Raw genomic sequence first — 5627 nt, forward strand, 5'->3', positions numbered from 1 at the left:
AGTCGCGGACGCGACAGCGGAATTCACGCGGGCGGTGTCGTCGCTTCCCGGACGACGGTGGGACCCCGTTTCCATCCCTCGCGGCGTCGACGCCCGCCGAGCGCTCCGACGGAGCGTCGAGAGCGGCGGCACGCCGCTTCCCATCCCCGGTCGCGTTCGAAAGCGAACCGAGACCCGCGGTGCGGTGCTGGTGGACGTGAGCCAGTCCGTCCTCGATACCGTGGACCGTGGGTTCCTCCTTCAGTTCCTGCGCGAAGTGCGGACGGCGTGGCGACGGACGCCGATATTTTTCTTCGACACGGAACTCCGCGAGGTGACCCCGGCGTTCGACGAATCGACGCTCCACGACGCGCTGGGTGCGTTGGAAGCCGCCCAAGCCGAGTGGGGCGGCGGGACGCGAATCGGCGGCGCACTCGGCACACTTCGGGACGAACACGCCGAAACCATCGACTGGCGGAGTACCGTCGTTATCCTCAGCGACGGGTTGGAACGCGGCGACGTCGACGACCTCTCGACGGGGATGGCATGGCTGTCGCGGCGTGCTGGACGGGTCATCTGGCTGAATCCGTTGGCCGTGTCGTCGGCCTACGAACCCGCCTGCCGTGGGATGCAGGCGGCGTTGCCGTATCTCGATGGACTGTACGGCTTTGCTGACTCTGGCGACTTGTATCGAATCGCAACCGAACTCTCCCGTCACGGTCCGGAGCGAACGCTCACGAGACCGCGCGCGGATCAGATGAAGGAAGTACAATGAGCGAAACCGAACAGAGCGAGTGGAGTGTACCGGAACGGGAACTGATGGCGAGCATCCGCGAGCGACTGGACGCCGATGGACCGGCCATGTTGGCGACGGTCGTTGACGTTCGCGGGAGCGCGTACCGCCGACCTGGCGCGAAGATGGTCGTCTCGCCGACGGAAGGCGGCGTCGGCGCGATTACTGCCGGTTGTCTCGAAGACGAGGTTCGAAATCTGGCCGACCGGGTGATCGACGACGGAGAGCCGACGCTGGAGACGTTCGACCTGACCGGCGACGACGACGAATGGGGCCTCGGCGTCGGTTGCAACGGCATCATCGATCTGTTCCTCGAACCGCTCGACGAGGGGATGCGGCCCGCCGTTGAAGCCTACAAGGCGGGAGAAGCGATCACTGTCGCGACCGTCGTGGCGAGCGACGACGAGGCCGTCGACGTGGGCGAACGGGGCTACTCGGACGACTTCGACGGTCTCCCCGAGGAAGTCGGCGACGCGATTCGGGCCGCCGACATCGAGCGCTCGCGGACCATCGACGTGGAAACGGACGAGGGGACCGTGACAACCGTGTTCGTGGACCGTATCGTTCCACCGACGGAGTTGGTGATCCTCGGCGGCGGTCACGACGTCGCCCCCGTCGTGGATCTGGCGCTGAACGTGGATTTCCGCGTGACGGTCGCCACCTTCCGCGGTGCCGACCGGGCGAGGGAACGATTCCCGGACGCCGACCGGGTGCTCTCGAGCTCGCCGCGGTCGTTGACCGACGACGTGGCGTTCGACGGGGACACCTACGTCGTCGTGATGTCGCACAACTTCATCGACGACCGCCTCGCGCTCGCCGATTTGCTCGCGACCGACGTGCCGTACGTCGGTTTGATGGGTCCGCAGGAGCGATTCGAGCAGATGATCGACGAGTTCGAGGAGGAGGGCGAGGAGTTGGGCGACCTCGATCCCGTCTACACGCCGGTCGGCCTCGACCTCGGCGGCGGCGCGCCGTATCAGGTCGCCCACAGCATCGTGGCCGAGGCGTTGGCAGTCAAAAACGGCCGCGAAGGCTCACACCTCAGGGCAGTCGATGGCACCGTTCACGATCGAGCGGAGACGCCGTCCGAAACTCGCTGATTCGGGGGGTCTCCCGACGTCAGTTCTTGTTCTCGCTCGACCGTTCGAAATCTTGGAGAGCAGTCGTTTCCCATCCGACTATCGCCACGCATCGTTTCAGCAGTGATCCCCGTGTAACTTCCCTATTGAACGATTTGACCCGAGTGAACGATGCGAACGGACCGCGAAAATGGATTTGTAAGCGCGAAAATCGCCCCGATCATCTCCCGTGTCGATTCTTAAACTGTGCATAAATAAGGTGGAACGGAACTGTGTTTCGCACATGGCTATCTGGCAGCGATATACTCCCCAAAATCTGATTCGTCTCCTACGGAATCCGGAACTCATTCGTGGGGAAACGCGACGTCTTCGAAAGGACGCGGTGAACACGAACGCGTACGTGTCCCGACTCGTGAACGACGACACGCGTATGGACGTGATGGCGGAGGACTGGGACAACCTCGTCATCCTGGATGCCTGTCGCTACGACCTGTTCACCGCACGGGCCGACTTCGGCGGACGGACGACGAGCAAACTGTCGCCGGGAAGCGAGAGTTGGGAGTTCATGCAGGCCAGTTACGTCGGGCGCGAACTCCACGATACGGTGTACGTCACCTCGAACCCGCACGCCTACAAGATTCCGGACGGGACGTTCCACGCCGTCATTAACCTCTTGGACGACGATTGGGACGAGGAGACCCGAACCGTCCTGCCCGAAACGATCGTTGAGCGAACGCTCGAAGCCTACGAGCGATATCCGGACAAGCGAATCATCACCCACTTCATGCAACCACACTATCCGTTCTTGGGTGAGAAGGGGAAAGAACTCGACTATGCCGGAATCGAGATGCAACTCGACGAGGACGAAATCAAGAAAGATCCCCATCCGTGGAACGCGCTTCAGTACCGCGAAACGACGAACGTGTCCGGTATCGTCGACGCGTACGCGGAGAACCTCGATATCGTGCTGCCGCACGTGGAGCGACTGGTGAACGAACTGCCGGGCAAAACCACCATCACGTCTGACCACGGCAACCTCATCGGCGAGCGAACCTATCCGATACCGATTCGAACGTACGGTCATCCCCGCGGATTGCACAAACGCGAACTACTCGAAGTGCCGTGGGTAGAGATCGACTCGGACGAACGCCGGGATGTAAAAGCGGAGCCGCCGGAGGAAGGAGACGAGATGGCCGACGACGTCATCGAGGACAGGTTGCGACATCTGGGCTACGCGGAATAGCGCGGCTTACGGAGATAGTTACAGCGACGCCAGACGGGCGATGTAGATGAGACTCAAGACGTGATCGCTCGTGTCGAGCGGTTCCGGCCCCTCGGAGCCAAAGCGGTCGGTTTCCGAGAACCCGTACATGTACGACTTGAGCGACTCGTAGGCACCGTCGCTCACCCAATCGATGTCGGCGTAGTGCGAGAGCGCGTTTCCGGTGTGTTCGAACCCGGATTTTTCGATGAGGAAGTCGAGCCATTCGAAGACGATGACTTCCGCGCCGTATCTCGTCGGGAGGCCGGTCAGATAGGGTTTCTCCGGAAGCCCACCGGACGCCAACAGCTTCGTCTGTAGTTTCATCAGTTCCTCACGCTGTCCGAGTCGGAGCAAGTCCTCCGCCGACTGTTCGTCCTCGCTCGCGGTCAGTTCCAGGGGTGGTTCGTCCTCGGCAGCCATCCGACGAAGTTCGCGCAGGTCGTAATCGGCAGGTCTGATGCTCATTCTGATATTTAGAAGACAAGCATTTCAACCTATTTAAATCTTGGTACGGGGGGATTAGAAAATCGTTGCTCAGAAAGCGGATATGTTGGATTACTCGTCAGACGCGCCGCTTCGCCGCTTTCGTGCGACGAGTGCGAGGCAGAGGACGCCAGCCAGAAGCCCGAACACACGGCCCTTTCCGCTTCCGCCGGATTCGGTCTCGAAGTCGTCGGTTTCGAAGTCACCGGGTTCGAACTCGGACGCTTCGTCCTCGCTCGAACCGGAGCGGCGCTTGTAGGCGAACAGGGCGGCACCGACGACGAAGAGCAGACCGAGAAGTGGCTTCAACAGTCCCAGCGACGGCGAGTCGGACGATTTCGGTTTCGTGCTGGCAGTCGCGGGTGCGGAATCCTCGTCCGGGTACACTCGTTCCTCGACGAGTGCCGGTTTTTCGATGTTGATTTTGAGGAGTGACATCACGAGTTCATTCGTCGCGGAAGAACGTTATAGCTTCTGCCTCTTCGGTGTCGTCATCGACAAGCGACAGCGCACTGGAACGGATTTCGGAGAGACCGCAAATAGGGGAGAAACCGTTCCCGGTGCGATCATCCGTCCGGACGGCTAGGGTGAAGAGAGCGACCCCCGAACTGCTTCACCCAGCGTCCGTCGCACGCCGGGACTGACGACGAGGAGAACACTGACGTAGACGATCCCACCGAGTGAAACCAGCGTCAGAAGGTCACTCCACGACCCGACGGGGAACGACCGGTGGACGACCGAGACGACGGCGAACATGAAAAGACTCGCACCTACTTGTGCGACCATCGGCCGTGAAACCGGCTGGATACCGACCAGTTCACCCCGGAGGAAACGGAGCGCGCCGAGATACACGATCGACTCCGCGACGATCGTCGCGAGGACGACACCGATCACGCCGAACCTGAGCGTCAACAGGACGCCGAGAGCGAGGTTGACGGTGACGGCAACCGCCGACAGTCGCATCGCCACGTCCGGCCGGTCGAGACCGTTGGTCGCTTGGAGGAGCGGCCCGCTCTGCGTCCGAACGACGCGGTAGAGCGCGAGCCCGATCAACAGGAGGGCGGCATCACGGTACTCCGGTCCGTACACCGTCACGACCAGCGGTTCGGAGAGCGCAAGCGATCCGAAGAGGACGGGAAACGCGAGGATTCCGGAGTAGGCGAGCGTGTTCGAGATGTCACGCGCCGCGCCGTCCGTTCGGCCGCGTCTGGCGCTCACCGTCGCCATGAGTCCCCGACCCGCCATGTCGGCGACGAAGACGGCGGGGAGTGTGAGTTTCCACGCGACTTCGTACAGCCCGACCGCCGACGTTCCGTTCACCAGTAGAAAGCCGAGCAACAACACGTCGAGGCGGTCGTACGTCGTGCTCAACAGGGACCCAGGGATGCTGTACCGGGCGTAGTCGGCGAGACTCCGGACGAACGAGCGGGACGGGATGGTCGGGCGCGCCGCGACGTACGCGACGATGGGGGGAACGGTCAGCGCGGAAGCGAGCGCGAGACCGTACACCATTCCCGCGGACCCGACCACGGTGGCGGTGCTGAGGAGCGCGACGAAGCCGATTTGCAGTGGAAGGGTAAGCGTCGAGCGAAGGGTGTCCACCCACGTCGCGGCGCTGATCTTTCCCCTCCCTTGAACGAGGTTTTCGAGGGATTCGTACACCGATTCGGTGGCGAGCAAGCAGATAATCAGGAACGGCGCGAGCGCGAGTCCGGTGTAGTTCCGAAGGAAGTCACCGGCGAGGAGGGCGACCACGGCGGCGAGAACGACCCACCCGGCGTCGAACAACAACTGTGCGCCGAACGCGGGCGGGCGAAGCGCGTCGGATTCCGAGAGGCGCTTTTTGGCCGCCTGCGACCAGCCGTTCATCGGTCGGTCGGCGAACTTCACCAGCGCGAAGAGGAGATAGACGCCGCCGAACGCGCTCGGACCGAGCCATCGCGCGAAGACGATGGTCCCGGCGAACCCGATTCCGGCCATCACGAACTGCGCGATGGTTCCACCGAGGGTTTCCCGGCTGAGGCTTGTT

General features: G+C 62.6%; 6 protein-coding genes. 3 read left to right on the forward strand and 3 right to left on the reverse strand.

From position 1 onward, the window contains the following. The 3 genes from WBV42_RS15125 to WBV42_RS15135 form a co-directional block, all read left to right on the forward strand. On the forward strand, nt 1-754 hold a 754-nt coding region (locus WBV42_RS15125; protein ID WP_423986760.1), incomplete at its 5' end, for a VWA domain-containing protein. Next, nucleotides 751-1872 (forward strand): XdhC family protein, encoded by a 1122-nt coding sequence (locus WBV42_RS15130; protein ID WP_423986761.1) that lies wholly within the window; start codon nt 751-753, stop codon nt 1870-1872. The genes WBV42_RS15125 and WBV42_RS15130, both read left to right, overlap by 4 nt. Before the next feature lie 262 nt (nt 1873-2134). Continuing rightward, a complete protein-coding gene (locus WBV42_RS15135) occupies nt 2135-3094 on the forward strand; it encodes a hypothetical protein (RefSeq protein WP_423986762.1) in 960 nt (319 codons plus the stop codon). 18 nt (nt 3095-3112) lie between these two features. On the opposite strand, the gene WBV42_RS15140 is transcribed toward WBV42_RS15135, so the two are convergent. From WBV42_RS15140 to WBV42_RS15150, 3 genes are all read right to left on the reverse strand, one after another. Continuing rightward, entirely contained in the window at nt 3113-3580 is a 468-nt protein-coding gene (locus WBV42_RS15140; protein WP_423986763.1) for a FlaD/FlaE family flagellar protein, read from the reverse strand. A gap of 90 nt (nt 3581-3670) precedes the next feature. After that, the gene (locus tag WBV42_RS15145; RefSeq protein WP_423986764.1) at nt 3671-4036 is read right to left on the reverse strand and encodes a hypothetical protein; all 366 of its coding nucleotides are present in this window, start codon (nt 4034-4036) and stop codon (nt 3671-3673) included. Nucleotides 4037-4180: 144 nt separating this feature from the next. Then, on the reverse strand, nt 4181-5627 hold a 1447-nt coding region (locus WBV42_RS15150), incomplete at its 5' end, for a lipopolysaccharide biosynthesis protein (RefSeq protein WP_423986765.1).

This window comes from Haladaptatus sp., assembly GCF_049589095.1.
Taxonomy (GTDB): Archaea; Halobacteriota; Halobacteria; order Halobacteriales; family Haladaptataceae; genus Haladaptatus.

Coding starts and splice junctions, on each gene's coding strand:
- WBV42_RS15135 (WP_423986762.1), top strand. CDS start 2,135: ATGGCTATCTGGCAGCGATATACTCCCCAAAATCTGATTCGTCTCCTA.
- WBV42_RS15140 (WP_423986763.1), bottom strand. CDS start 3,580: ATGAGCATCAGACCTGCCGATTACGACCTGCGCGAACTTCGTCGGATG.
- WBV42_RS15145 (WP_423986764.1), bottom strand. CDS start 4,036: ATGTCACTCCTCAAAATCAACATCGAAAAACCGGCACTCGTCGAGGAA.
- WBV42_RS15130 (WP_423986761.1), top strand. CDS start 751: ATGAGCGAAACCGAACAGAGCGAGTGGAGTGTACCGGAACGGGAACTG.